Source organism: Solilutibacter silvestris (assembly GCF_050574925.1).
GTDB lineage: Bacteria > Pseudomonadota > Gammaproteobacteria > Xanthomonadales > Xanthomonadaceae > Solilutibacter > Solilutibacter silvestris_A.
Window position 1 is genome coordinate 1 of sequence record NZ_JBCMOO010000015.1, and the last position, 914, is coordinate 914.

At 63.8% G+C, this 914-nt stretch carries 1 protein-coding gene; it reads left to right on the forward strand.

Annotated features, from left to right (window positions below):
- Positions 1-914, forward strand: a 914-nt coding sequence (locus tag ABE093_RS13520; protein WP_430761435.1) for a hypothetical protein, incomplete at both ends; no start/stop codon positions are given.

Consider the following 914-nt stretch of genomic DNA (forward strand, 5'->3'; position numbering starts at 1 on the left):
GCCAACGGCAACCTGGTGCTGCAGGGCGCGGACGAACAGCTGACCTGGCAGGGCCTCAACGTCGGCATGCTGCGGACCTACAACAGCCAGGGGCAGCTGACGGGCACCAACGGCACGGCAACCGACGGCTTCGAGACCGGGTTCGAACGTCGCGTCGAATTGACGCAAGGCACGCTTGGACAGTCCGGTAGTGAGATGACCCTGTGGACGGGAGATGGCCAGCAAGTCGTCTTCAGCTACACCGGCACGGTGTCCGGGCACCCGCAATACCAGTCGACGGCAGGGAGCGGGGCTTACGACACCCTGAGCTGGGATGGCACGAACAGCATCTGGACCTGGGTCGAGGGCAGCTCGCGCCAGACCCAGACCTTTGCCGACCATGCCGATCTCGCGCTGCAAGGTCGCCTGCTGACGATCGCGGATGGCAAGAGCGGCGCGACGTTCACGGTCAACTATGACGCCAATGGCCGCGTGTCCGAAGTGACGGCGGGCAATGGCGATGCCCTGGTCTATGGCTACGATGCATCGGGTCGCGTGGCGGCGCTGGGAACCCGCGAAGCAGGAACCCTCAAGGGACAGGTGTATTACGACTACGACGCCCTGGGCCGCCTGTCGCGCATCACCACCGACCTGAGTCCGGATGCGGCACTGGACACTGCCAACATCGCGGATGGGAATGTCTTCTGGACGCAGTACAGCTATGTTGGCAACACCTTGCAGGTGTCGAAGGTCGAGCAGAGCGACGGCGTGGTCGCGAGCTACACCTATGACACTTCCGGGCGCATCAAGACAGTCACGACCGGCGACACCAATACCAACGATGCCGATGGCGCTGGGCAGACGCTGACGTTCAACTACGACGGCACGCTGACCGATGGCGGCGTGAGCTACACCTCCACGCAGGTGGTTGACTC